The organism is Candidatus Chryseobacterium colombiense, from assembly GCA_029203185.1.
GTDB lineage: Bacteria > Bacteroidota > Bacteroidia > Flavobacteriales > Weeksellaceae > Chryseobacterium > Chryseobacterium colombiense.
In genome coordinates this window covers 1,107,984-1,132,353 of sequence record CP119310.1, presented here as the reverse complement: position 1 = coordinate 1,132,353, position 24,370 = coordinate 1,107,984, and the positions used below count along the sequence as shown (strand labels likewise).

The 24,370-nt window shown below is 34.0% G+C and carries 22 protein-coding genes; 17 read left to right on the top strand and 5 right to left on the bottom strand.

Annotated features, from left to right (window positions below; translation table 11 throughout):
• Window positions 1-12 precede the first annotated feature (12 nt).
• The 10 genes from P0Y62_04955 to P0Y62_04910 all read left to right on the top strand — a co-directional run bounded on the left by P0Y62_04955 (window position 13) and on the right by P0Y62_04910 (window position 10,511).
• Window positions 13-1,395 carry a nucleoside permease gene (locus P0Y62_04955; protein ID WEK70904.1) on the top strand — a complete coding sequence of 461 codons (1,383 nt, stop codon included), beginning with the start codon at window positions 13-15 and terminating at the stop codon, window positions 1,393-1,395.
• A gap of 115 nt (window positions 1,396-1,510) precedes the next feature.
• A complete protein-coding gene (locus P0Y62_04950; GenBank protein ID WEK70903.1) occupies window positions 1,511-2,056 on the top strand; it encodes a sigma-70 family RNA polymerase sigma factor in 546 nt (181 codons plus the stop codon).
• Window positions 2,034-2,714 carry a hypothetical protein gene (locus tag P0Y62_04945; GenBank protein ID WEK70902.1) on the top strand — a complete coding sequence of 227 codons (681 nt, stop codon included), beginning with the start codon at window positions 2,034-2,036 and terminating at the stop codon, window positions 2,712-2,714. Before P0Y62_04950 ends, P0Y62_04945 begins: the two co-directional genes overlap by 23 nt.
• An 88-nt stretch (window positions 2,715-2,802) precedes the next feature.
• A complete protein-coding gene (locus P0Y62_04940) occupies window positions 2,803-3,885 on the top strand; it encodes a hypothetical protein (GenBank protein WEK70901.1) in 1,083 nt (360 codons plus the stop codon).
• Between the two features lie 149 nt (window positions 3,886-4,034).
• Window positions 4,035-4,427 carry a hypothetical protein gene (locus tag P0Y62_04935; GenBank protein WEK70900.1) on the top strand — a complete coding sequence of 131 codons (393 nt, stop codon included), beginning with the start codon at window positions 4,035-4,037 and terminating at the stop codon, window positions 4,425-4,427.
• A 52-nt stretch (window positions 4,428-4,479) separates the two neighbouring features.
• The gene (locus P0Y62_04930; protein ID WEK70899.1) at window positions 4,480-5,658 is read left to right on the top strand and encodes an acetyl-CoA C-acyltransferase; all 1,179 of its coding nucleotides are present in this window, start codon (window positions 4,480-4,482) and stop codon (window positions 5,656-5,658) included.
• A gap of 191 nt (window positions 5,659-5,849) precedes the next feature.
• Entirely contained in the window at window positions 5,850-7,328 is a 1,479-nt protein-coding gene (locus P0Y62_04925; GenBank protein ID WEK70898.1) for an MFS transporter, read from the top strand.
• A gap of 82 nt (window positions 7,329-7,410) precedes the next feature.
• Window positions 7,411-8,337: a mevalonate kinase gene (locus P0Y62_04920; protein WEK70897.1), complete on the top strand. Its 927-nt coding sequence runs from the start codon at window positions 7,411-7,413 to the stop codon at window positions 8,335-8,337.
• A gap of 10 nt (window positions 8,338-8,347) precedes the next feature.
• Window positions 8,348-9,277: a UbiA family prenyltransferase gene (locus P0Y62_04915; protein WEK70896.1), complete on the top strand. Its 930-nt coding sequence runs from the start codon at window positions 8,348-8,350 to the stop codon at window positions 9,275-9,277.
• Window positions 9,278-9,341: 64 nt separating this feature from the next.
• Window positions 9,342-10,511 (top strand): proline dehydrogenase family protein, encoded by a 1,170-nt coding sequence (locus P0Y62_04910; protein WEK70895.1) that lies wholly within the window; start codon window positions 9,342-9,344, stop codon window positions 10,509-10,511.
• 55 nt (window positions 10,512-10,566) lie between these two features.
• Here the strand turns inward: P0Y62_04910 and P0Y62_04905 are convergent, their stop codons facing one another.
• A complete protein-coding gene (locus P0Y62_04905; protein WEK70894.1) occupies window positions 10,567-11,106 on the bottom strand; it encodes a helix-turn-helix transcriptional regulator in 540 nt (179 codons plus the stop codon).
• Between the two features lie 843 nt (window positions 11,107-11,949).
• On the opposite strand from P0Y62_04905, the gene P0Y62_04900 reads away from it, so the two are divergent.
• Complete coding sequence (locus P0Y62_04900; protein WEK70893.1) at window positions 11,950-13,059, top strand: M14 family zinc carboxypeptidase; 1,110 nt, start codon at window positions 11,950-11,952, stop codon at window positions 13,057-13,059.
• A gap of 104 nt (window positions 13,060-13,163) precedes the next feature.
• On the opposite strand, the gene P0Y62_04895 is transcribed toward P0Y62_04900, so the two are convergent.
• Window positions 13,164-13,670 carry a DUF4920 domain-containing protein gene (locus P0Y62_04895; GenBank protein WEK70892.1) on the bottom strand — a complete coding sequence of 169 codons (507 nt, stop codon included), beginning with the start codon at window positions 13,668-13,670 and terminating at the stop codon, window positions 13,164-13,166.
• 143 nt (window positions 13,671-13,813) lie between these two features.
• Here P0Y62_04895 and P0Y62_04890 point away from each other — a divergent pair, with 143 nt between their 5' ends.
• The 3 genes from P0Y62_04890 to P0Y62_04880 all read left to right on the top strand — a co-directional run bounded on the left by P0Y62_04890 (window position 13,814) and on the right by P0Y62_04880 (window position 17,723).
• Window positions 13,814-15,229: an amino acid permease gene (locus tag P0Y62_04890; protein ID WEK70891.1), complete on the top strand. Its 1,416-nt coding sequence runs from the start codon at window positions 13,814-13,816 to the stop codon at window positions 15,227-15,229.
• Window positions 15,230-15,373: 144 nt separating this feature from the next.
• Entirely contained in the window at window positions 15,374-15,814 is a 441-nt protein-coding gene (locus P0Y62_04885) for a GPW/gp25 family protein (GenBank protein WEK70890.1), read from the top strand.
• A 25-nt stretch (window positions 15,815-15,839) separates the two neighbouring features.
• Window positions 15,840-17,723, top strand: a complete 1,884-nt coding sequence (locus tag P0Y62_04880) for a type VI secretion system baseplate subunit TssF (protein WEK70889.1) — start codon at window positions 15,840-15,842, stop codon at window positions 17,721-17,723.
• A 287-nt stretch (window positions 17,724-18,010) separates the two neighbouring features.
• Here P0Y62_04880 and P0Y62_04875 read toward each other — a convergent pair whose 3' ends face one another.
• The 3 genes from P0Y62_04875 to P0Y62_04865 all read right to left on the bottom strand — a co-directional run bounded on the left by P0Y62_04875 (window position 18,011) and on the right by P0Y62_04865 (window position 19,728).
• Window positions 18,011-18,310 carry a putative quinol monooxygenase gene (locus tag P0Y62_04875; GenBank protein ID WEK70888.1) on the bottom strand — a complete coding sequence of 100 codons (300 nt, stop codon included), beginning with the start codon at window positions 18,308-18,310 and terminating at the stop codon, window positions 18,011-18,013.
• A gap of 24 nt (window positions 18,311-18,334) precedes the next feature.
• A complete protein-coding gene (locus P0Y62_04870) occupies window positions 18,335-19,015 on the bottom strand; it encodes a type 1 glutamine amidotransferase domain-containing protein (GenBank protein ID WEK70887.1) in 681 nt (226 codons plus the stop codon).
• A gap of 143 nt (window positions 19,016-19,158) precedes the next feature.
• Window positions 19,159-19,728, bottom strand: a complete 570-nt coding sequence (locus P0Y62_04865; protein ID WEK70886.1) for a Crp/Fnr family transcriptional regulator — start codon at window positions 19,726-19,728, stop codon at window positions 19,159-19,161.
• Between the two features lie 327 nt (window positions 19,729-20,055).
• On the opposite strand from P0Y62_04865, the gene uvrA reads away from it, so the two are divergent.
• The 3 genes from uvrA (at window position 20,056) to P0Y62_04850 (ending at window position 24,317) form a co-directional block, all read left to right on the top strand.
• On the top strand, window positions 20,056-22,887 hold the full coding sequence (gene uvrA, locus P0Y62_04860) for an excinuclease ABC subunit UvrA (protein WEK70885.1): 2,832 nt from the start codon (window positions 20,056-20,058) through the stop codon (window positions 22,885-22,887).
• A 751-nt stretch (window positions 22,888-23,638) separates the two neighbouring features.
• On the top strand, window positions 23,639-24,040 hold the full coding sequence (locus tag P0Y62_04855; protein ID WEK70884.1) for a hypothetical protein: 402 nt from the start codon (window positions 23,639-23,641) through the stop codon (window positions 24,038-24,040).
• 142 nt (window positions 24,041-24,182) lie between these two features.
• Window positions 24,183-24,317 (top strand): bacteriocin, encoded by a 135-nt coding sequence (locus P0Y62_04850; protein ID WEK70883.1) that lies wholly within the window; start codon window positions 24,183-24,185, stop codon window positions 24,315-24,317.
• Window positions 24,318-24,370: the final 53 nt, after the last annotated feature.

Below are 24,370 nucleotides of genomic sequence, written 5' to 3'. Positions count from 1 at the left end.
TTATACTGACTTATGAATTTAAAATTACGTCTGACCATCCTCAGCTTTTTACAGTTCTTCGTTTGGGGAGCGTGGCTGATTACGATGGCTAACTTCTGGTTTGGCACAAAGCATTGGGACGGAGCACAGTTTGGTGCTGTTTTCGGAACCATGGGGATTGCTTCCATTTTTATGCCGACTATTACCGGAATTATTGCCGATCGTTGGGTAAACGCAGAGAGAATTTTTTCGGCTTTACAAATTTTGTATGGTGTGGTTCTTTTCTTTTTACCTCATACAGAAAACCCTGATTCTTTTTATTATGTAATGCTTGTAGCAATGTGTTTTTATATGCCGACCATTGCGCTTGCAAACTCAATCTCGTATACTGTTCTAAAGAATAGTAATTTGGATGTTGTTAAAGATTTTCCTCCGATTCGTGTTTGGGGAACAATCGGTTTCATTGTAGCAATGTGGGTTACCAATCTTACAGGAAATAAAGCTACAGAAGGTCAGTTTTACATTGGAGGTGCTGCAGCTATTATTTTAGGAATTTATGCTTTAACCTTGCCGAAATGTCCACCACAGAAACTAATCGATAAAAGCGCACCTTTATTTGAACAATTAGGACTTAATGCCTTCAAATTATTCGGGAACTATAAGATGGCGTTGTTCTTTGGATTTTCGATGCTTTTAGGAGCTGCATTACAGCTTACCAATGCTTATGGTGATGTTTTTCTTAGCGAATTTTCTCATTTTCCTAAATATGCAGATTCATTTGTAGTTCAAAGATCAACGATTGTCATGTCAATTTCTCAGGTTTCTGAAACCTTGTTTATTTTGGCTATACCTTTCTTTTTAAAACGATACGGAATTAAAAAAGTAATGTTGATTTCGATGTTTGCCTGGGTATTGAGATTCGGATTCTTTGCTTATGGAACTCCCGATGGATATGGAGTTTCATTGATTATATTATCATGTATCGTTTACGGTATGGCTTTCGACTTCTTTAATATTTCAGGGTCGCTTTTCGTGGAAACGACTACAGATAAAAAGATACGTTCTTCTGCTCAAGGATTATTCATGATGATGACTAACGGTTTTGGAGCTTTTTTCGGAAGTAATATTGCGGGTTGGGCAATTGATAAATTTTTCACCCATAAATTTACGGACGCGACAACATTATCGTCTTATCTGGATACAACACCTAATAATCAGAATTTTTTAGATATTCTTAAAAATACATTTAATTCTGCAGTAAATTCAGATGGTACTTTATCATCCGCTGTTATGTTAAGAGACTGGCCAAATATTTGGTTGGCCTTTGCGGCATATGCGTTGGTTCTTGCCTTACTTTTTGCATTTTTGTTCAAACACAAGCACGATCCAAAAGATGTAGCGAATGTAAATCACTAATTTTATTTCGTTGATAATTAATATATTAAATTGCACTTTCAAAAAAAGTGCAATTTTTTTGTTTTTATGGGCAACCATTTAAACAATGCATTGTCTTATAGATAGAAACAGATACATGAGGAATTTATTAGAAGAGAATTTTAAACTGGCACAAAAACAGGATCGGAGAGGGCAGAAAGCGCTTTACGAAATGTTCTCGGCAAAAATGCTGGCTATTTCAAATTCTTATGTCAATAATCTTCATGATGCAGAAGATATTTTAATGCATTCTTTTTTTACCTGCTTTTCAAAAATTGATGAATGTAGAGAATGGAAAACCTTTCAGTTCTGGCTGAGGAAAATTGTAGTTAATAATTCGATAAACTTTATCAGGAAAAACAAGAACATCCTTTACACAGATGTTGAAATAAATGAAATCGAGAATATTGAAGATGACTGGGAAGAAACAGAAGAAATTAATATGGATGAGATTTTTTCTAAAATGCCGGATGGATATAGACTGATTTTCAATTTATATGTATTTGAAGAGAAAAAACATCATGAAATTGCAGAAATTCTCAATATTTCTGAAGGTACAAGCAAAAGCCAGTTGAGTAAATCTAAAAAATGGATTGCAGATTTTTTAAAACAAAAGAAAGATGAAAAACAATATGCTAGATAAATTAAAATCTGACTACGAAGAGCTTGAAATAAAGCCTTCTTCTGATCTTTGGGATAGATTGGAAGGAAAGTTAGATAAAAAGCCTCAAATTGCATTAAAACCATCTTTACAGTGGTGGAAATATGCGGCTGCTATTGCTCTTGTGATTTCGTTGGGAAGTTTGTTTTATTTTAATTCAGAACATCCTTCTCAAATCAATGAAGCAAAGATTGCTCAGAATACGTCAGAAAATATCCTTAAACCACTGGAAAAACAGGACAAAAGATTGGTTTTAAATGACAATCAAATACAAAAACCAATTTCTTCTGAAATAAAAAGAAGTCATACTCAATCCAATTTTCACTCTGAAAATATATCCGAAACTGAGCAACTTCAAAGTTTAAAGGTAAAAGAAAATATCGTGGCAGAAGTTCCCGCAATTGTCGAAAAACCAGAAAGCAATTCTGGAAAACCTCTTGTAGCCGATCGGAAAAAAGTATCCTACATCAGCGCAGAAGATTTGCTTATCGGAAGAGAACTTGATAAGACAAGAGAAGAGAATTATAACGATCAAAGAAAATTTGGGGTAATTGATATGAGCAAAATAAAAATCAAAGGCCCGAGCTCTCTAAAAATTCTTGGATTTACGGTGATTTCCGATTCCCTGAAAAATAAATAAAATAATCAGAAAAATTATATTGTTAAGTATAAACGTTCCGGACAAATCCGGACGGAAGTAAAATAGTGTCTAAAAATTAAAAAATATCATGAAAACAAAAGTTGCTTTACTCTCGGCTGCACTGGCATTTTCTTATGCCAAATCTCAGGAAACACCTTATACAGATATTCAAATGCGCAATTATTCAAAAAAAATTGATAGTATTATCGTCTCGGAAAAGGCGAAAATGAATAACGAACTGGATACATTGGATAAAACTTTTAAGGAGAATAAACTTTCTGCAGAAGAAAAACAGAAACAGCGTACAGAAGTGGCAAAGAAATATGAACAGATCATTAATGATAAAGTAGATGGGCAAAAAGTTGCTCTGGAAGAAGCTACCAAAGAACTTGTGAAAAGTTCTGTGATGGGGAAGGGAAAAGTTTTCGACAGAATAGGCTACACACAAAATAATGCGATTCTGAGTTTTAGAGATAATAAAAAAACTAAAAAAGAATTGTTGAAAGGAGAAGATTTCAATGTTTCTTTTGGGTTTACCAATCTTACAAAATCTGCCGGTTCTCTGGCCTTGGGAAACAGTTCGTCAGAAGTTATGTTTGGAAGATCTAATTCTTTTGTTATTGAATATCGTACTACAAGACAGTTTGGAAAGCTTACTTCACCTGTTTTTTACCGCATTGGTTTAGGTGTAAGAAGTGATACCTATAAATTGGCAGACTCTAAAGTTATTGTTCAGCAGGACCGCCAAATATCGTTGGATGATTTTACCACAGGATATTTAAGAAATTCAAGAATAGGCAATAATTACATTACAGTTCCTATTGATTTTGTTTTTGTTCTCAATCCTAAATATACGACTGAAAACAGTGAAAAAATGTTGGACAATTCCAAAGGAAACTTTAGAATTTCAGCAGGAATTTATGGAGGAGTAAGATTTCTGTCTCAAAGCCAGATCATCTATAAGAATTTTGAAGACCATAAAGTGAATTACAGGGAAAACATTAATGGTTCTGTGAACAACTTTTTATTTGGCGGAAAGCTATCTTTAGGATATGGTGCTCTAAATGTATTTATAAAGAAAGATTTTACTCCGATTTTTAATGAAAATGCTAAAATAAATAATAAATATGGGATACAAATTGGATTAGAATTACTATATATTAATTTTTAAGTTAACAAAATTTAATGTATTTTGTTGTGAATTAATTAAATTTATTTTAAAAACTTTAGTATTAATAATTGATTGTCTATAAATAACACGTTTTTAAAACACACTGATTTTAAGTGTGTTTTTTTTTGTATTTTGGCACTTTAAGAAATATGAAAAATATTCAATTAGTCGGGTTAATTTTAGTGATTATAGGCAGTTTTTTGCCATTAGTTCATGTTCCTGTGGTTGGAAATTGGAATTATTGGGATCTTAATCATTATTTGGCCATTACTTGCTGGATTTTATCGGCTTGTGCCATTTTTGGTATTGTGAATAATACCATTAAAATAGGAAAAATCTTCGGAATTCTATTATTGCTGCTATTCTGTTTTACCCTATTTGCCATTAAGTTTCAGTCTAAGGAATATTTTAGCTTTTTACCCTTTAAATCTTGGCAAGAAACATTGGCGGGCGTAGTTAAATTAAAGTGGGGCTGGATGGTAGAATTTTTAGGAGCTTTTCTGATGATTGTAGTAAAGGATAATACAAAGAAATTAAATTAAATATAGAGATAACCGAAAGGTTCAAAAATTAAATAAAAATAAAAGTATAGACATGAAAGAAGTATTCATTGTTTCCGCAGTAAGAACTCCTATGGGAAGTTTTATGGGAAGCTTATCAACAGTTCCGGCTACGAAATTAGGATCTGTTGCTGTAAAAGGAGCATTAGATAAAATTGGTCTTGATCCAAAACTGGTTCAGGAAATCTATATGGGAAATGTATTACAGGCAGGTGAAGGACAGGCTCCGGCTCGTCAGGTGGCATTAGGTGCCGGACTTTCTATTGAAACACCTTCTACTACAGTAAATAAAGTTTGTGCTTCAGGAATGAAAGCCGTTTCTATGGCTGCACAGGCAATTAAAGCGGGAGATGCAGACATCATCGTAGCGGGAGGTATGGAAAATATGTCTTCAGTTCCTCACTACTATAATGCAAGAAATGCTACAAAATTAGGAGATGTTAAAATGTTGGACGGGATGGTTCTTGACGGGCTTACAGACGTTTACAACAAAGTTCATATGGGAGTTTGTGCAGAGAAATGTGCAGCCGATTATCACATTACAAGAGAAGAACAGGATAATTTTGCTATTGAATCTTATAAAAGATCGGCAAAAGCTTGGAGCGAAGGGAAATTTGCTGAAGAAGTCGTTTCTGTTTCAATTCCTCAAAGAAAAGGAGAACCTATTATTTTTGCTGAAGACGAAGAATATAAAGCGGTAAGTTTTGACAGAATTCCGACGCTTCCAACAGTTTTCAAAAAAGAAGAAGGTACGGTAACAGCAGCAAACGCATCCACTCTTAATGATGGAGCTTCTGCTTTGATCCTTGTTTCTAAAGAGAAAATGGTAGAATTAGGTCTTAAACCTTTGGCAAGAATTATTTCTTACGCGGATGCAGCTCAGGCTCCGGAAGATTTTACGACTGCACCTTCAAAAGCATTACCGATTGCTCTTAAAAAAGCAGGATTAGAGCTTACAGATATAGATTTCTTCGAATTTAATGAAGCATTCTCTGTAGTAGGTTTGGCAAATAATAAAATTTTAGGATTAGACGCCTCTAAAGTAAATGTAAACGGAGGAGCAGTTGCTCTTGGTCATCCACTTGGAAGCTCAGGTTCAAGAATTATTGTTACTTTGATCAACGTTTTAAAACAAAACAACGCTAAATATGGTGCTGCAGCGATCTGTAATGGTGGCGGTGGAGCTTCAGCGATTGTTATTGAGAATATGTAATATTTATTTTAATCGTAGATAAAAATCCGAAAGTTAAGTATGCTTTCGGATTTTTGTCTTTATATACGGTTTAATTATCATCTCAAAAGTGACTTAATTTTAACCCAATAATAAAATTTCACTGAAAAAAAATAAAAACCCCCGAATATTCAGAGGTTTTGTTATTTTTGTGCTACTAATACTTTTTTGAAATGTCTGAAATTGAGAATCCACAACCTCAAATTATAAAGAATAACCCTAAAATAATGAAAGCCTGGGCTGTATATGACTGGGCGAATTCAGTATATTCCTTAGTAATTACATCTGCCATATTTCCTATTTATTATACCATTCTCACAACTGCTTATAATAAAAAAGAATACGTTCCTGAGGCAAAAGAAATTCAGGAAATTCCGGTGAGAAATATGATTAAAATATTTGGAGAAGCGTATGAACCAGAAGCTGTTTTGAGCTTTTCTTATGCTATTTCATTTATTTTGGTCGTGCTTTTATCTCCGTTTCTTTCCTCTTTGGCAGACACCATCGGAAATAAAAAATCCTTCCTGCAGTTTTTCTGTTATCTTGGAGCGACTTCCTGTATGGGATTGGCAATGTTTACCGGTATGGAAAATGTATTTCTAGGTTTACTGTTTAGCATTACTGCAAGTGTTGGTTTTTGGGGAAGTTTGGTGTTTTACAATTCATTTTTACCCGATATTGCAACTCCGGAAAAACAAGATGCACTTTCTGCCAAAGGATATATTTACGGGTATATTGGCTCTGTTGTTTTATTGATTATCTGTTTGGTATTGATCCAAATGGTTGCTAAAGGCCCTGAACAAGCTAAAATATACATAAGAGTCAGCTTTTTATTAACAGGAGCTTGGTGGTTTGGTTTCTCACAATACACCTTTAAACATTTGCCTCAGTTTGGGGACGTGAAAGAAAAACTTCCTAAAGATTTAGTGCTTCTAAATTATAAGAACATATTTAAAAAACACGAAGAACAAGGAGGATTTTTTGAAGTGCTAAAAGATAATCTAAGTTTTTATAAAGATATTGCCAAAGAGAGTTTTAGAGAATTATTTAGTGTTGGGAGCAAACTTTTCTCAGATAGAGGTTTAAAATTCTTCCTGTCTAGTTTTTTCTTTTACAGTGTAGGAATGCAGACTATTTTCTTGATGGCAGTGCCTTTCGGAAGTACGGTAATTTTCCCGAAAGAAGCAGATAAATATAAATTGATTATTACAATCTTGGTCATTCAGATTATTGCAATCTTTGGTGCCTTCCTTTTCTCAAAATTATCTAAGAAAATAGGGAACAAAAATGTAATTACGATTGCAGTTATTATATGGATTATATGTTGTTTATCAGCGTATTCGTTAAACAAGGAAAATCCGAATCTACAGCTTCAGTTTTATGGTTTGGCAGGTTTAATTGGTTTGGTTATGGGTGGTCTTCAGGCAATGTCGAGATCTACATATTCTAAACTTTTGCCGGAAAATTCTATGGAAAACACGACCTATTTCAGTTTTTATGATGTGCTTGAAAAAATTGCAATCATTTGCGGAATGCTTATTTTCAGTGTGTTTATTCAGAAGTTTCATAATATGCAGTACGCATTCATAACAATGTCGGCGTTTTTTGCAGCAGGAGCTCTACTTATAAGATTTTTAAAATCTAAGATCTAATAAACAGTATGGCTTAAAATTTGTTAATATTCAGCAGAATTATAGTAACTTTGTATAAAGTTTTAAAATTGCTTTACAAGAAATGACAAACCCATTATTCTACGCAAAAATAATTTTGTTTGGTGAATACGGAATGATTGAAGATTCCCAAGGTTTGGTAGTACCTTACAGTTTTTATAAAGGAACTTTAAAATATTCTGACCTTTCGTCAGAGTTTGAAAAAAAATCAAATTATCATCTGCAGAAATATTCAGATTATTTGGCTGATTTAAGCCTTCCTGAAGACTTTAAACTTGATATTGAACATTTTAAAACAGATATTTCCAACGGGCTTTTCTTTGATTCCAATATTCCGCAAGGATACGGAGTAGGAAGTTCAGGAGCTTTGGTTGCCGCTATTTTTGAAAAATATTCTGTTAAAAAGTTTAATCCGGAAACCATTTCCAAAGAAAATTTAAAAAACCTGAAAGCAGTTTTTGGAGAAATGGAAAGCTATTTTCATGGGAAAAGCTCAGGAATGGATCCGTTGATTTGCTATATGAATCTTCCGATTCTTATCGAAAATAAAGAAAACTTAGATAAAGTCGCTATTCCGGACGGTCAGGTCGGGAAAGGGGCTATCTTCCTTATAGATTCAGGAATTACAGGCGAAACAGGACCTATGATTCAGATTTTCTTTGAAAAAATGAAGACAGAAGGTTTCCGTAAAACGCTGAAAGAAGAGTTTATTCGCTATAATAATGCCTGTATAGAGTCTTTCCTTAAAAAAGATATGAATCCTTTCTTTAGAAACCTTAAAAAACTTTCTCATTGGGCTTATGAACATTTTCGTCCGATGATTCCTGAAAGTATTTTTAATATCTGGAAAAAGGGCTTAGACTCTAATGCTTACTATCTGAAGCTTTGCGGAAGTGGTGGCGGAGGATATATTTTAGGCTTTACTCAAGACTATGAAAAAGCTGAAAAAATGCTTGACGGTTTCCAAAAAGAAGTGATTTACAGATTTTAAACAGCCTGGAATGAATTCTGAAAAAGAAACTTTCCAACAGAAAAATTATATTCAAAAATCTTTATTTTATAGATTTTCACAATTTGTGGGCTTTCTTTTAGGAGCTCGCTTTTTTGTTGCTGCCTTACTTACATTTGCCTTATACGTTTCCACGTTTTTCCTTTTTAATCAGGATGAGAATTTCAGAAAATTTGTCTTTGATTTTAAGGTTCATGGTATTATTTTCTGTACGGTTCTTACGATTCTAGCTGGAGGAATCATTAATCAATTTTATGATTTTGAAAAAGATCACCTGGTAAAGCCATTCAGAACCAGAATTCAAAGCTTTATTAAGCAGAAATATTTTTTATATGTCTATCTGTTTTTAAGTGTTCTCTCTTTAGGAGTAGCTTGGCTGATTTCGCATCGAGTATTTTTGTTTTTTGTTGTATACCAGTTTTTTATGTGGTTTTATAGCCATAAATTAAGTCGCGTTTTAATTTTAAATAATCTCACTTTTGTAAGCCTTACCTTATATCCTTTCTTTGGAATGATGGTATATTATGGAACCTTTTCAAAGAAGGTTTTATTGATGGCAGTTTTTCTGTTTCTGATTCTCTTATGCATTGATATTGTAAAAGATACATTAACGAAAAGAGTGGATAAGGTTTTTGATTATATTACCATTCCCAATTATTTTACGAACAGGAACACTAAGATTATTATTATTTCACTGCTGATCATCACGATGGCAGTTTCAATGAAACTGATTACCCGTACCGGGATTTCCGGCTTTATGGCTTATTATTTTACAGGAGGATTATTCGTTATCATTCTATGTGTTTACCTTATTTTAAATTACTCTAGAAAAAGTAAATTCCTGACACTTAATATTTTGAGATTTTGGGTTTTTGTCGGTATTATTGCAATGCTGCTCAACGGAATAGAGAATAAATTATAGAAAAAATTCTTTAAAAAACTACGGTTATGCTTACCTTTGCAAAACCCTAAACTATATAATTGTAATGCCCATTTTTAACGATACTAAAGTTGCATTCGCAGATAAATCTGATGCACAGTTAAAGAAAGCGTATTGGATGTTCAAAATGATTGAACAGCCTTCACTGACTAAAATAGGAACTTCTGTTCTTAATTTCACCGTTCATAATAATTTTCCTTTTGTTACCGGAATTGTAAAGAATACTTTATTTGAGCAGTTTTGTGGCGGAGAAACCCGCGAAGAAAGTATGAAAGTAGTGAAACAGCTGTTTAAAAGAGGTGTTGGAAGTATCTTTGATTACTCTATTGAAGGAAAAGAAGATGAAGCAACTTTCGATGCGGTCTGTAATGAGATTAAAGATATCGTAAGATTTTCTGTGGGAAATCCGGCGATTCCTTTTATCGTTTTTAAACCGACAGCTTTCGGTAGAATCGATTTGTATGAAGCTGTTGGTAAAAATGCAGAACTTACTTCCAGCCAAAAAGAAGAATGGGAAAGAGTGGTAAAAAGATTTGATGAAGTATGCAAACTTTGTCATGAACATGATAAAAAGGTGATGGTAGATGCAGAAGAAACCTGGATGCAGGATGCTGCAGACCATCTTTGTGAAGAAATGATGGAAAAATACAATCAGGAAAAGCCCATTGTTTGGAACACCATCCAGATGTATAGAACCGGAAGACTGGAATACATGGAAGAAAACCTTCAGAGAGCAAGAGAAAAAGGGTATTTTATTGGATATAAAATTGTTCGTGGTGCCTATATGGAAAAAGAAAGAGCCAGAGCAGCAGAAAAAGGATATCCAGATCCGATACAGCCTAACAAAGAATCTTCAGATAAGAACTATAATGCAGGAATTGATTTTGTAATGAATCATTTGGATAAAGTGTCTGCATTCTTTGGAACACACAATGAGATTTCTTCTGAGCTGATCATGGATAAAATGAAGGCTAAAAATCTTGAAAATGATAATCCTCATGTGTATTTTGGGCAGCTTTACGGGATGAGTGATAACATAACATTCTATCTGTCTGATAAGGGCTATAATGTGGCAAAATACCTTCCTTACGGACCTGTGAAAGATGTAGTTCCTTACCTTACAAGAAGAGCCCAGGAAAATACTTCTGTTGCCGGACAAACCGGAAGAGAGTTAGGTCTTATCAAAAAAGAACTGGAAAGAAGAAAAGGAAGATAATTTTTCCTTGAATATAAAAATAAAAAAGTCTGATCATTTTTTGATCAGACTTTTTTTATGGCTCGAAACTTTCAAATTTTCCGTTCTCGTAGAACAAAACAATTCTTTTTATCTTACTTTGCTGGTTTACAGGCACTTGGTTAATTATTTGCTGCTGAGAATTTTCTAATCGCTGAGAATCGGATATTTTTTCCTGTGCTGTACTTTGATGCGGTATAAACGATTCTCCAGGACTTCGTTTTAGAGACTTAATTTCAGTTTCTTCTGACCCTAAATCTTCATCGTCATTCATCATTGTAAAAAGATCGGGAAGAGAGGTTGGTTTTAAAACTTCTTCTTCAGTTTTCTCTTCAGGAATTTCTTTGGCTTCGGGTAAACCGGATTTCAGCATCTGACCTTCACCTGTTACGAGCCAGTCCCAAAGAATCTCAGGGAAGCGTGATTTTATTTTTATGATAAATTCTAAAGAAGGTTTGTTCCTTCCCGAAGTGATGTGCGAAATAGAAGAACGTTGAACATCGATCTCGTCAGCAAACTCGGATGAGGTAAGATTGGAATACTCTATAACTTTGGAAATTCTCTCGTTTAAACTCATAAAAATTGATTTTTAATCGTGTTACAAATGTAAAAATAAAGTTTACAAATGCAAAATACAAATGTAAACAATTTTAAATTTATTGACAATACATTTGTAAATAGTATTAATTATCTAATAAACAAGTATTTATATTGTTTATAAAATTATATGACAATTTTTAATAAACAAATTTTCCCCAAAATTCACTTTTTTACATTTTACTTAAAGTAAAAGATGAGATAAATGACTTAACAAAAATTTTAATTCTATATGGCTAAATAAATATCCTATTAATAGGCAATAACGAAGCTTTTTTATGGAAATTAAAAGATATAGAGTGGGAGATAGCATAAATGCCTGATTACATAGGTAAAATGCGATTTGAGAGCATTAATTTAAGCTGATAAATGACTGGAAGCAGCCGATATAAGGCTATTTGATGATAAATAGTAAAATAGAAATATTTTGCTGATCTATTAAACTTCTAAAATACTTACAGGAATATATTCAACTTAAAATGTAGGCTAAATTTCAAAATTCAAGCTTAAATTATCAACAATTTACATTTGTATAATATAATTATTAACAGCATTTTCCACAGTTTTCCATGTTTAATAGAATTACACCCAAATGTTGATAAATGGAAGAAATTGGACTTAAAGTAAATTTTAAATTAACATTTAAATAAACACTGTAACTAATTGATTTTAAGATTTATGATTTAATTATATTGAATTATTGTTAATCCACAATTTTATCCACAGACATTCTGGCAATTTACATTGTTTAATATGATTACAAATGTTAATTTTATTTTTTCCTTAAAAATGGCTAAATTTGACTCTTGTAAATTATTACAATATGAACTTTGAGCAGATCTATCAGAAAAATCCTGATTTCCCTAATCGCTATATTTCCCCTGAAAAATTATTTTCTTATCTACAGAAGAATCTCAGCAACTATATTCAGGAGATAGGAAAATCCTATTTAGGAAAACCTATTTATAAACTAACTGTTGGGAATGGTAATATTGCCGTTCTTGCGTGGTCACAAATGCACGGAAACGAATCGAATGCAACCCACGCGATGCTGGATTTGTTAATGATTTTAGATAAAGCTCCTCAGCTGAAGGAAGAGTTGTTCAGTAAGATAAAACTGGATTTTATTTTTATGTTAAATCCTGACGGTTCGGAGAAATGGACTAGACTGAATGCTGCAGAGATTGATTTGAACAGAGATTTCCACAACGAAGCAAGTACGGAGATTAAATTTCTTAAAAATGCGGTGGCTTCTAAAAAATATGATTATGCTCTTAATCTTCATGAGCAAAGAACTATTTTTAGTACAAATGGAATTCATCCTGCTACATTATCTTTTCTTGCTCCTTCTGAAGATGTGGAAAGAACGGTGACGGAGAATCGAAAAAAATGTATGGCAGTAATTGCTAATGTTTATAATCATTTAAAGGAGATGATCCCGAATCAGATCGGCAGATATTCAGATGAATTTTATCCGACTTCTACAGGAGATAACTTTATTAAAGCAGGAATGCCTACTATTTTATTTGAAGGAGGACATTTTGTAGATGACTATACCAGACAGGGAACGAGAAAATATTATACAATTGCGCTCTACTATGCATTAAAGGCGATCAGTGAACTTAATTCAGGGATTGACGGATGGGAAGGTTATCTTGACATTCCGGAGAACAGAGAAACGCATTACGATATCATCTATAGAAATGTAAAGCTGAATACAGAACATGAATGTATCTTAGATGTGGCGGTACAATACAGAGAAATAAAAGAAGAGGGCAAGGATGAAATATCTTTTATTCCTTTTGTCATGGAAGTAGGAGATGTAAAACAGCGAAAAGGCTGGCTGGAAATAGATTGTACAGGAAAGAAATTTATTTCGGCGACTAAATATCCTAAACTGGATGCAGAAGTAAACTTTACCATAGAAGACTAAAAAAGCGGAACTAATTGTTCCGCTTTTATTTTATATCATTGTCATTTTGACAAGAGGAGAAATATAAGATTCTTCACTTCATTCAGAATAACAATTTTGTTTTATTAGTTTACCACCTTAATTCCGTTGGCTACAAATCTGATTTCTTCTTTCGGTGTTGTAATGGCATCAATTTCAGCCTGAGGTTTTTTAGCGTCTTCTGCATAGTGTTTCTGCTCATCTACAGAAGTTACTTTTCTTTCAGCCGTTCCGTCCATTACCACTGTTTTACCTTTTAAGGCAGTAGGAACGAAGAACGCATAATCTTTCATTTTTACGAAAAACTTAGAATTATCTTCGGTTTGGATTGTTAACCAGCATCCTTTTTTATCACAAACATCCGTTACTTTTCCTTTTATCGCAACATTTTCTACTTTTTTCTCTTTTTTAAGCTTTTTGCTTAATTTATCTACTGAGATAGCTTTGGATTCTACATTGGAAGCTACACCTCCACCGTAAGTATCACCTACAAGTGCTTTTCCTGCCGGTGGACCTGATTTTTTTGATTCCTGTGCAAAAGCTAAAGAAGATGCACTTACTGTTACTGCAAATAATATTGCTTTGAATTTCATTTTTATATTTTTTTCAAAAGTAGTAATAAAAATTGAATCATAAATGCAGAAAAAATTGATAAAAAACAGACTTATTTTTGAAATTTGAAACAAAACTCCAAACTCATTGCATATTTATCTATATTTGAAGCCTATATTTCACTATGCAGAAAAAACTAAAACTTTGGGATGCCATTATGCTGGTAATGGGATCTATGATCGGAAGCGGAATTTTTATTGTAAGCGCCGATATGATGCGAAATTTAGGGTCAGGATTCTGGATGATCGTTGTCTGGGTGATTACCGGAATTATGACTGTTTCCGCAGCAATAAGCTACGGAGAACTTTCCGCATTGTATCCAAAAGCAGGTGGACAATACACCTATCTTAAAGAAATTTTCGGAAAAAAGATGGGTTTCCTGTACGGATGGGGATTGTTTACAGTGATACAGACCGGAACTATTGCAGCTGTAGCTATGGCATTTGGAAAATTTACAGCCTATTTGGTTCCTGCTTTAAATGATGCAGCACCTATTTTTCAGAGTGGAGAGTTTAAAATTACCTGGATTCAGATTCTGGCGATCGCCATTATTCTTTTACTTACGTATATCAATACAAGAGGGGTAGAAAGCGGAAAATTGCTGCAGAACATATTCACAGGATCTAAAATTATTGCATTAGTAGGATTAATAGCTGCCGGTTTTATGCTGGTGGATATTTCTCATATGGCCGAAAACTTCAGTTTTGGAATGGATTCTTTTAATAACCTTAAAAAAGACACACTTGGAAACTTTCTGAAAGAAGGTTGGGAACCTATTGGCGGAATGACTTTAATGGGCGGAATTGCCGCGGCAATGGTTGGCTCTGTTTTCAGTTCTGTGGCTTGGGAAAGTGTAACTTTTGTTTCTGGAGAAATTGAGAATCCAAAGAGGAATGTCGTAAAATCAATGATTTATGGAACCTCGGCTGTTATCATTTTATATATTGCCGTAAACTATGTGTATTTAAACGCATTAAGCAGAGATGCCATTGCGTTTGCAGAAAATGACAGAGTAGCGGTTGCAGCTTCTCATTCTATTTTCGGAAGTGCAGGAACCATAATTATCGCGGTATTGGTAATGGTTTCTACTTTTGGCTGTGATAACGGATTGATTTTAGCAGGAGCAAGGGTTTTCCAGACGATGGCAAAAGATGGAATGTTTTTTAAGAAAGCTGAAAAAAACAATAAAAATGAAGTTCCTGCCAATGCTCTGTGGATGCAGGGAATTTGGGCTTCCTTACTTTGTCTGAGCGGTCAGTACGGGAATCTTTTAGATATGATTTCCTTTGTTATCGTACTGTTTTATATGATTACGGTTTTTGGAGTAATCTATTTAAGATATAAACAGCCCAATCTGGAAAGGCCTTACAAGACATGGTTATATCCAATCACGCCAATTGTTTATTTATTGATTGGGGCAGGATTTTGTATTTTACTTTTAATTTATAAGCAACAATACACCTGGCCCGGATTTTTATTGGTTTTGCTCGGACTTCCTGTATATTATTTTATTAATAGAAATAAGAAAGTTGAAGAATAAATATAAAGCTGCTCTAAAAACGGGCAGCTTTTGTTTTATAAATGATCTTTCAAAATTGTAATACTCTATTTCGTGAAAAATGTTTAATTTGGTATTTCTTTTCAAGTAAACCAGAATTATGAAGTAAATCACAGAAGTTGAATCATGGACACACCAAATTACAGAATGCCTTTTGTTCCGTCAACATTAATGACTGAAGGGGGGAGTATTGACACCTGCGATATGGGTGAGAGTATTGCCCACAACATTATGTTGCTGATCACTACTAAAAAAGGCGAAAACAGATATGATGAAAATTACGGAAACGATGTTTGGAACCTGGAATTCGATAATGGAGTTACCAGTGCTGTATGGGAAAACGTTTTCATTAAGAGTCTGAAAAGACAGATACAGGAATACGAACCCCGGATTGTACAGCCTCAAATTGAAGCCCATATTCAGTTTGTAGAGCATACTTACGATACAAAAGAGCACACAGAAGTTAAGAAAAAAGTAAAGATAGCCATCAATGCAAAAATGGAGATGACGGGAGAGCGGTTCAGCTTTTCTACAGAATTGTTTTTGAGCCCGATGTCTATCGATTAAATTTTTTAAAAGGTAATCACAAATTATGAATTTAGATCAGAATATATATTCCAAAGAATCAGTAAAAGCGAGAATGCTTCAGAATGCAACTAAAGTTTGGGGATTGAAAAGTCCACAGTCTTTAGATCCTTTTGTAAAACTGTTGATCGATGCATTCAGTACAGAAGTTTTCAAAGCAAACAATGAAATACAGACGGTAAATGCCCGAATTTTAGAAAAGCTGGCTAAGCTTCTCACTCCGTCTATTTATACCCATCCAGTTCCTGCCCATGCGGTTGCATTTACCAACCCGACGGAATCTTCGGAGGTTTTACTGGAGCATACGGAGTTTTTCTTCAGAAAACAAATGATTTCTACAGTGAAATCAGAGTCTGATAAGCAAATTAATATTCCTTTTACTCCGGTAGGAAATGTAAGGATCAATAAAGTCCAAACGTCTATAATGTTTGTCGGGAATACATGTTACGGCATAGATGACAGGCTGAATAAAATCCCCATTGCCAGATTTCAGGGAAGACCTGAAGATTACAGAAAAGTTACCATTGGAATTAATGTATCAAAATACAGCAGTGAAAAATTTCCTAAAAATCTAAGTATTTATTGCTCAAATCCGGCGTTTGAACACATGGATTTTGTCTATAAGCTTTTACCTTACATCACAGTTACCAGTAATGGAAATCCGCTGTTTGTAAGGGAAGGTCTTACTTATTTAAAAAATAATCAGACTGATGGTTATGAACAAATTTTTAAAGAGCAGTCAATCCAGAATAAATTGATAGAAGATGTTAAAAGTGTTTATCATCATAAGTTTATAGAAATAAAAGGAATTTCGGAAAGCCTATTTACTGAAGCAGGAAAGCTTCCTGAAAATTTGAGCTTCCTGGATTATAAAGAAGAAATCAACAAGTATATAGACGGAAAAAAATTCTTATGGCTTACTTTTGAGTTTCCGCCTCAGTTTTCCGCTGAGATCCTGGATAATTTTTCATTTGTGCTGAATGCGTTCCCTATTTACAACAGAGGTTGGAAGAAAACGGAATACAGTCTTGATATCATGGGAAATAATATTCCTTTAGTTACGGATGACGGAGAGCATTTCCTGTATGTGGACGAAGTTCAGGACGGTGACGGAAGAAGGTATACCGAAATTCCGTTTACGCCAAACGATGATCTGAAAAAAGGATTGTATACTGTTCGTAAAGGTGGTATGGAGCGCTTTTCCAACAGAAATGCAGTCGATATGATTGCAAGTGTACTGGAGCTCACCAGAGATGAAATCGCAGCATTTTCACTGTTGAACAGGGATAATGTAAAAGGTATTCTGAGTGAAATGTCGGATAAGATGAAATCTATGATTCAAAAAGTCAATAATGCTAAAAGAAGTATTAAACAGGAGCTGAATTATGTGATCATGGAACCTGTTGATAAAACAGATCATACCTATGCGTCGTTTTGGGTGACTCACTCTACATTAGCCAATCATATGCGCCCGGGAACAGAATTATCCAATCAGCTGAAATCTCAAATGCTGGTACTTCTTACCGAAACGATCGGAGGAGCAGAGGAGCAAAAAGGAACGGATAGCATTCAGGCCTATAAATATGCTTTGACGACCCGGGATAAGATCATTTCTTTGGAAGATGTAAAAAACTACTGCAGAATGGTACTGAAGGATGAACTGAAAGAAGTAAGAGTAACCAGAGGGACTATGATCAGTAATAAACCTAAAGAAGGCTTTGTACGTACGGTAGAAGTGGAGATTATTCCTCAAAATTATTCTTTCTATGGAAGAGTCTATTGGGAAAATATGGCTAGTATGCTTAGAAACCGTATTATTTCAAAAGCTATCGACGGAATAGAATACTTAGTCAAAGTAAGCAACGAAGATTCTGATTTTGGAGATTATTAAATCACAGTAGAGATATAAACTAAACTAATGAATTTTTTCGTTGATTGAAATTATAGTTAAAAGGCTTCGACAAACTCGGACAGACAGCTCTAATACTAGCCTGTTTATTTAGTTATGAAATTTACAGTTAAAATTAAATTTTTGTTTGTAAAAAATAGTATTAGCGATGTCATCCTGAGCGAAGCTAGAGGATCTCAACATACGCATTCAAAGGAATTATCTGACATAAAACTAACAGGCTTCGGGAAAACCAAAGGTTTTCCCGAAGCCTGTTAAAAACACAATATTTAAAATAACAGATCCATAAGAGTCACCTCTCTATTTTCTAATAACGGAATAATCTGCTCAGCCACGATATTTTTATAATGTTCAGAATTACGATGAAATTCCACGGCATCATCGTTTTTATATCCTTCAAAAATGATCAGAGTATTTTCATCGGATTTACTTTGATGGAGCTTATAAAGAATATTTCCTTCTTCCTGAGTGCTTTTTTCCGCTACTTCTTTCATCAGATGCAGAACAGCCTCCAGTTTTCCCTCTTTTACCTTCCATTTGGCACAAACATAAACTGCTTTTTGACTCATAATTTTTAATTTATAAGGTAATAATTATGCATTTTTTGCATTAATTAAAGCTACCATTTTTTCACCAACGCCTTTCGCAGAGGCAGGATTTTGTCCGGTTACAATATTTCCGTCTGCAATACTGTTGGCAGACCAAGGTTCTGCAGCATGGAAAATCGTACCTTGCTCCGTTAAAGCAGTCTGAAGATCGAAAGGAACGTCCGGTCTCGCGTAATTGTCCTCTTCCTCAGTAGTGAAAGACGCAATATTTTTGCCATTTACTAAGAAAGTACCGTCGCTTAATGTTACGTTTAACAAAGATACAGGACCATGACAAACTGCACCGACAATACGATTGCTTTCATAAAAACCGGCAATCACTTTTTTAAGTTCGGCAGCCTCGGGCATATCGACCATTGGAGCTAAGCCTCCGGGAACAAAAACAGCATCATATTCATCTGTATTCACGTCTGAAAGTTTTCCTGCATTATGCATTTTTTCCCAGCCTTTTCCTGTCAGGAATTTTAAATTATCAGGATCGTCGGCCAAATTTAAAGCATCTAAAAACGGAGATTCGCCCGTTAAGCTTGCAAAATCAATTTGATAATCAGCTTTTTCGAATTCTGCGTAAGGATGTGCAACTTCTGATAGAAAAGTTCCGGTTCTTCTTTTGTTCGGTCCGATGGTGTTGGCATTGGATACAATGATTAATACTTTTGGTTTCATGACTTTACAATTTTTTAGTTAATTACTATTTTACTTGATTGTTTGAAATCACTTAAATTTCTATAGCAAATGTAGGTCGATTTGATTCCCAGATCAAAGGAGCGAAGTCACAAAAAAAGTGTGATCCGGATCACACTTACAGTTTATTTATTGTTAGAATACAGTCGGCTCAGCGTTTCCCTGCTTACACCCAGATATTCCGCCACATATTTTTTCGGAATCTGAGAAATAAGATCGGGATACAATTTTGAAAATTCTTCATACCGTTGCTGAGGTGTGCTTGATAATAATAGCATAATTCTTTGTTGCAGGGCGATATAGCCATTTGTTAATTTAGTTCTGAAAAAATATTCCATCTTATGAAATTCTGAAGCAAGTTTTTCCCTTCCTTCTAATGTAAGACAGGCAACAGCGCCGTCTTGCAGGCATTCTACAAACATAGTTGCATTTTTTTGTTTAAAAAATCCTATATAATCTGTCATCCACCAATTTTTTTTTGCAAACTGAAGAATATGTTCTTTACCGTCTTCATCAATGTAAAAAACTTTATAGATTCCGTCAAGTGTAAGAAATTCGAATTTCACTTCATCACCTTCATGTACCAAGAACTGATTTTTACGAACATTTTTTAAAGTAAAAAATGTTTTTATATGATCAAATTCTTCGTCGCTGAGGGAAATGATTTCCTCGATATGTTCTCGCAGTCTGTTCATGAAGAGTTTGTATTTATTGTAAATTTAAAGAAAAAGGGGGAGAGTTTTATAATTAAAGAACATTTTACTGTCATATTGGAGATCCTTCGACTACGCTCACAATGACAATGGAAAATACGTTGCATATTTACGCTCAAAAACAGTTAGTATAGAGCTGTCATCCTGAGCGTAGTCGAAGGATCTAACGTCCGGAAAGCTTTAAACTAATTTTTAAAACAAATCCCAACTTAATAAATCCATAAATTCCTAACATTCTTTAACATAAAAAATTCCTAAAAATTCCTTAATTTTGCACATCGTGATTTTCAGGTAAAGTCACACCAAATTATGAGTAAATCAACAGAATATATAGAAGTTTACGGTGCGCGCGAGCATAACCTTAAAAACATCAATGTAAAAATTCCACGTAATGAATTGGTCGTAATTACAGGGCTTTCGGGAAGTGGAAAATCTTCATTGGCTTTTGATACTATTTTTGCGGAAGGTCAGCGTCGTTATATAGAAACTTTTTCTGCGTATGCAAGACAGTTTTTAGGAGGATTGGAACGTCCCGATGTTGACAAAATAGAAGGATTATCCCCTGTAATTGCCATTGAGCAGAAAACAACCAATAAAAACCCTCGTTCAACTGTAGGAACTGTTACAGAACTGTACGATTTTCTCCGTCTTTTATATGCAAGGGTTTCTGATGCCTATTCTCAGACAACAGGAAAGAAGCTAGTAAGCTATACCGAAGACCAGATCCTTGAAACGATCAAAGAAAATTACAAAGGCGAAAAAATCATGTTGATGGCACCTGTAGTACGTTCCAGAAAAGGACATTATCACGAACTTTTCGTGCAAATGGCTAAAAAAGGTTACGGACAGGCGAGAATTGATGGTGAACTGCAGGATATCGAATATGATCTGAAACTTGACCGTTACAAAACCCACGATATTGACATCGTTATCGACCGTTGGATTATTGGCGAGTCAGCTTCAGAAAACAGAATGGAAAAATCGTTGCGGACAGCAATGGAAATGGGAGAAGGACTGATCGGAATTCAAAAACTGGGAAGTACGGAAATTGAATATTTCTCTAAAAACCTGATGGATGCTGAAACCGGTCATTCACTGGCTTTACCGGAACCCAATACCTTTTCCTTTAATTCTCCGAAAGGAAGCTGCCCAAGCTGTAAAGGACTGGGAACAATCAAAAAGATCAACACTGATTACTTTGTTGAAAATCCAAAATTATCAATCAATCAGGGAGGTTTGTTACCTTTGGAAGATATTAAATCTAACAAATGGATTCTCGCTCAGATTAAAAATATTCTTGAAATTTTCGGATTAGGATTAACAACTCCTTTTCAGGATATTCCCGAAGAAGCGTTGGATTATATCTATAACGGCTGTCATAAGGAATTTAATAAAGATTTAAAATACGCAGGAATTACCAAAAAGATCAAGATCAGTTTTGATGGGCTAATTCCGTTTATAGAGGAGATTATTGAAGAAAGAGAATCTTACGAAGCAATCTTACTGGAAAGACATTTCACCACGGAAGAAACCTGTCCTGAATGTAAAGGAACGCGTCTTCAGCCTGGAAGTCTAAGCTTTAAAATTGACGGAAAAAATATTGCTGAGGTCAATGCATTAAGTTTAATTGATCTGAAAGATTGGTTAGCGGATATTAAAGATAAATTTTCAGAAAAAAATAAAATCATTGCTCACGAAATTTTAAAGGAAATTGAAACCAGGCTTCAGTTTTTATTGGATGTTGGTTTGGATTATTTAAGTCTGAGCAGAAGTTCAAAAACGCTTTCCGGTGGGGAATCTCAAAGAATTCGTCTGGCCACGCAGATTGGTTCCCAGTTGGTGAATGTTTTGTATATTTTGGATGAACCGAGTATCGGACTGCACCAGAGAGATAACGAAAGATTGATCAACTCCTTAAAAAACCTTCGTGATATTGGAAATTCTGTTTTAGTTGTAGAACACGACAAGGACATGATTCTTGAAGCTGATGAGGTGCTAGATATCGGTCCGAGAGCCGGAAAATTTGGTGGAGAGATTCTTTGGCAGGGAAAACCAAAAGATTTATTGAAAGCTGATACTATTACGGCGCAATATATCAATGGAAAAAGAAAGATTGAAATTCCTGCGGAAAGACGTAAAGGAAATGGTAAAAATATAGTATTAAAAGGAGCTACAGGAAACAACCTTAAGAATGTAACCCTTGATATTCCTTTGGGAAAACTGGTAGTGGTTTCAGGAATCTCTGGTAGTGGAAAATCCTCTTTGATTAACGGAACTTTATACCCGATTCTAAACAAACATTTTTACAGAGCCGTTCAGGAGCCTTTGCCATATAAAAAGATTGAAGGTCTTGAAAACATCGATAAAATCGTCGATGTAGATCAGACTCCGATTGGAAGAACGCCACGTTCGAATCCTGCAACATACACCGGAATGTTTACCGATATCAGAAATCTTTTTGCAGAATTGCCTGAATCCAAAATCCGTGGTTATAAGCCTGGAAGATTCTCTTTCAATGTGAAAGGCGGAAGATGTGAAACTTGTCAGGGAGGCGGTTTAAAAGTGATCGAAATGAATTTTTTACCAGATGTATACGTTCATTGTGAAACCTGTAACGGAAAACGGTTTAACAGGGAAACATTGGAAGTTCGTTACAAAGGAAAATCGATTTCTGATGTACTGGATATGACAATTGACGAAGCAGTGGAATTTTTCCAGCCGATTCCTAAGATCTTTACGAAAGTAAAAACATTGCAGGATGTAGGTTTAGGTTATATTACTTTAGGACAGCAATCGACCACACTTTCCGGAGGAGAAGCGCAACGTATTAAGCTGGCAACAGAATTAGCAAAAAGACAAACAGGAAATACATTATACATTCTTGATGAGCCGACAACCGGACTTCACTTTGAAGATGTAAAAATCCTTATGGATGCTATTAATCAGCTGGTAGAATTAGGAAACTCTTTCATTATTATCGAACATAATATGGATGTCATTAAACTTGCCGATCATATCATCGATGTTGGTCCGGAAGGAGGAAAACACGGTGGACAGATTGTTGCACAGGGAACCCCTGAAGAAATAGTGAAGTCTAAGAAGAGCTTGACCGGGAAGTTTTTGAAGAGAGAGTTTGAGTAAAAATATAGCTTGATTAATTATATAGAGGAATTTGTAAATGCAGATTCCTTTTTTTATTTTTATAAAAAACTCTTTATACCATGAAAAAACTAATTATTTTTAATTTTATTCTTCTTTTGTTATTAAATATAACTCTGGTTGCAAAAGAATTTATTTTTCCTTTTTATTCAGGTTCCCGATATGAGGATTTTACATATACAGAAATGAAAGCTGACAGTACTTTTGGTTTCGGTATTTTCAGAATTTCATTTTGGTGGATTATCTACTTCATGTTTTTTTCCGTAATAAGTTCTTATATCTATAAATATCTCAAATTCAGGTTTAAAAAAATATGGCTTCTGATTATATTGGTTTCACTGCAGGTTTTTCTTTGCTATTGTGTTAATAGATTAATTTTAACGAATATTTTCGAGTACTTTCAATTTGAAAATTTGGTTATCAGTATTTTATTTATACTCACTTTTTGGTACTTAACAATTTATAAATTTTCAAAAGAATAATGTTTATCAAATAGTATAATTCCAAAGCTTAAGCCTTGTGATATGAGAAATATTTGGATAATTTAAACCATTTTTAAATTCCCAATATTAAATTTTCAATTATTTAAAAATTTAATATTATTGATAATCAATTAGTTGAATTTTAATGTTAACTGAATGTTAACTAAATGTAAAATTAATATGAATTATTTTTAATAACTTTGGTTAAGAGATATAAACAAAATTAATATAACATTTAAAACCAAATAGTTATGAAAGATAAAATTCAAATAATAGTTGCTTCATTTTTAGTTTTCGGATTTATTGGTGTTCTAAATACAGCTAAAGCACAAACTTCTAATGTTATTGAAGAAGTGCAGCTAAATAAAAACGAAGCCACCTTTAATGACATTAGAAGCCGGTTGATGGAAAATTTTGACCTTACAAATACAGATTATAAGCAAGGAACTGTAAATTCAGTCGTGAAGTTTGATATTTCCAAAAACGGAAAAATTGTGAATGTACATTCCAACGGCGACTGCAAAAGTGTAAGCAAGGAAATTGAAACTGTTTTAAGCGAACTGGATTATAGAGTAGACCGTAAAAAAATAAATGAAAATATGGTGGCTTATACTTATGTAATGCCTGTAACAGTGGAAATCAACAACAGATAATATTTTATGAAACCTTTATACAAAGCCATACAAAGTCTGTGTGGCTTTTTCTTTTTATGAAAATCTTACAAATTTTTGAAGTTAATATGTAATGAGAGATAATGATTTTCTTGTTATATTTAACTTACCAAATTAAAACAATATGAAAAATTTTAAAAAACTAACAAAAACAGAATTAAAGTCAGTGTACGGAGGAGAACCTAAACAATACTGCGTTTATTGCGAAAGATTGAATAAAACAGTTTGTAGTACAGTTCCGATCGGGCAATGTCCTTAAGAATTTAAACCGCTTTTTATAAAGCGGTTTTTTTATTGCTATCATTACAATAT

Bases quoted from the DNA above. Each gene is read 5' to 3' on its own strand.
- P0Y62_04955 (WEK70904.1), top strand. From the start codon at position 13: ATGAATTTAAAATTACGTCTGACCATCCTCAGCTTTTTACAGTTCTTC.
- P0Y62_04925 (WEK70898.1), top strand. From the start codon at position 5,850: ATGTCTGAAATTGAGAATCCACAACCTCAAATTATAAAGAATAACCCT.
- P0Y62_04935 (WEK70900.1), top strand. From the start codon at position 4,035: ATGAAAAATATTCAATTAGTCGGGTTAATTTTAGTGATTATAGGCAGT.
- P0Y62_04870 (WEK70887.1), bottom strand. From the start codon at position 19,015: ATGAAACCAAAAGTATTAATCATTGTATCCAATGCCAACACCATCGGA.
- P0Y62_04915 (WEK70896.1), top strand. From the start codon at position 8,348: ATGAATTCTGAAAAAGAAACTTTCCAACAGAAAAATTATATTCAAAAA.
- P0Y62_04910 (WEK70895.1), top strand. From the start codon at position 9,342: ATGCCCATTTTTAACGATACTAAAGTTGCATTCGCAGATAAATCTGAT.
- P0Y62_04900 (WEK70893.1), top strand. From the start codon at position 11,950: ATGAACTTTGAGCAGATCTATCAGAAAAATCCTGATTTCCCTAATCGC.
- P0Y62_04940 (WEK70901.1), top strand. From the start codon at position 2,803: ATGAAAACAAAAGTTGCTTTACTCTCGGCTGCACTGGCATTTTCTTAT.
- uvrA (WEK70885.1), top strand. From the start codon at position 20,056: ATGAGTAAATCAACAGAATATATAGAAGTTTACGGTGCGCGCGAGCAT.
- P0Y62_04885 (WEK70890.1), top strand. From the start codon at position 15,374: ATGGACACACCAAATTACAGAATGCCTTTTGTTCCGTCAACATTAATG.
- P0Y62_04890 (WEK70891.1), top strand. From the start codon at position 13,814: ATGCAGAAAAAACTAAAACTTTGGGATGCCATTATGCTGGTAATGGGA.
- P0Y62_04930 (WEK70899.1), top strand. From the start codon at position 4,480: ATGAAAGAAGTATTCATTGTTTCCGCAGTAAGAACTCCTATGGGAAGT.
- P0Y62_04880 (WEK70889.1), top strand. From the start codon at position 15,840: ATGAATTTAGATCAGAATATATATTCCAAAGAATCAGTAAAAGCGAGA.
- P0Y62_04905 (WEK70894.1), bottom strand. From the start codon at position 11,106: ATGAGTTTAAACGAGAGAATTTCCAAAGTTATAGAGTATTCCAATCTT.
- P0Y62_04945 (WEK70902.1), top strand. From the start codon at position 2,034: ATGAAAAACAATATGCTAGATAAATTAAAATCTGACTACGAAGAGCTT.
- P0Y62_04875 (WEK70888.1), bottom strand. From the start codon at position 18,310: ATGAGTCAAAAAGCAGTTTATGTTTGTGCCAAATGGAAGGTAAAAGAG.
- P0Y62_04865 (WEK70886.1), bottom strand. From the start codon at position 19,728: ATGAACAGACTGCGAGAACATATCGAGGAAATCATTTCCCTCAGCGAC.
- P0Y62_04850 (WEK70883.1), top strand. From the start codon at position 24,183: ATGAAAAATTTTAAAAAACTAACAAAAACAGAATTAAAGTCAGTGTAC.
- P0Y62_04855 (WEK70884.1), top strand. From the start codon at position 23,639: ATGAAAGATAAAATTCAAATAATAGTTGCTTCATTTTTAGTTTTCGGA.
- P0Y62_04895 (WEK70892.1), bottom strand. From the start codon at position 13,670: ATGAAATTCAAAGCAATATTATTTGCAGTAACAGTAAGTGCATCTTCT.
- P0Y62_04950 (WEK70903.1), top strand. From the start codon at position 1,511: ATGAGGAATTTATTAGAAGAGAATTTTAAACTGGCACAAAAACAGGAT.
- P0Y62_04920 (WEK70897.1), top strand. From the start codon at position 7,411: ATGACAAACCCATTATTCTACGCAAAAATAATTTTGTTTGGTGAATAC.